We start from the raw sequence: 858 nt of genomic DNA, 5'->3' as shown, positions 1-858 counted from the left end.
ACGGGATCGGCGTATTTCACCATATTTGGAAGTCTTCTTCAGGATTTCCTTAGGGGCCGGCTCTCTGCTGGAAAAGATCACCGCGTCTTTCAGTGATCTCTCGCCGTTGGCCAAGGGGGCTCTGTTGGGTGGGGCCGCCTTGGGGGTTTTTGCGTTAACCAAATCTGGAGGTAAAGGCGGTGGTGGGCATCGGGACAACAAGGTAGCTCCTGACACGACTGCTCCAGACACTCCGCAGGTCAAAGTGGCCACTAAAGCCGATGGCACCATGGCTGTCAACGGCAAGGCGGAGCCTGGCTCGCGTGTTGACTTTACCTTTCCCGATGGCTCGAAGGTGAGTGTAACGACAGGCTCCGATGGAAGTTTCAGTTTTGCAAGTAAGTTGCCACAACCTAACGGCTCCTATATTGCGACTGCAACGGACAGTGCGGGGAATACCAGTAATCCTTTGACGGGGACCTACGCAGCCGATTCAAAAGCTGACACTTTGCCACCTGAAGCCCCGGCAGGCTTAAACATCGTCACCCAACCTAACGGCGGCATCACCATCAGCGGTGTGGCCGAGGCCAACAGCACCGTTACCGTGACCACGCCGGACGGCAAATCCCACAATGTGCGTGTAGACGGTGACGGCAATTTCAAGCTCGGCGTCAACGAGCCGCAGCCCAATGGCAAAGTCACTGCTGTGGCAATCGATGCTGCGGGTAATAAAAGCGCGTCTGCAACGGTGGACTACGTCGCCGACTCGAAAAACGACATTACGCCGCCGGATGCGCCGATCGGGCTGAATGTGGTCACCCAATCTAACGGCGGCATCACCATCAGCGGTGTGGCCGAGGCCAACAGCACCGTTACCGT

Annotated in this window: 1 protein-coding gene; it reads left to right on the top strand. The window is 57.0% G+C overall.

Features of this window, described 5'->3' with window-relative positions:
* The coding region (locus tag ACW9H9_RS28685) for an Ig-like domain-containing protein (RefSeq protein ID WP_457346716.1) at window positions 1-858 on the top strand (858 nt) is incomplete at both ends.

This window comes from Pseudomonas sp. SDO5215_S409, from assembly GCF_054071325.1.
The sequence above is the reverse complement of the archived record's forward strand: the minus strand, read 5'-3'. Positions and strand labels throughout refer to the sequence as shown.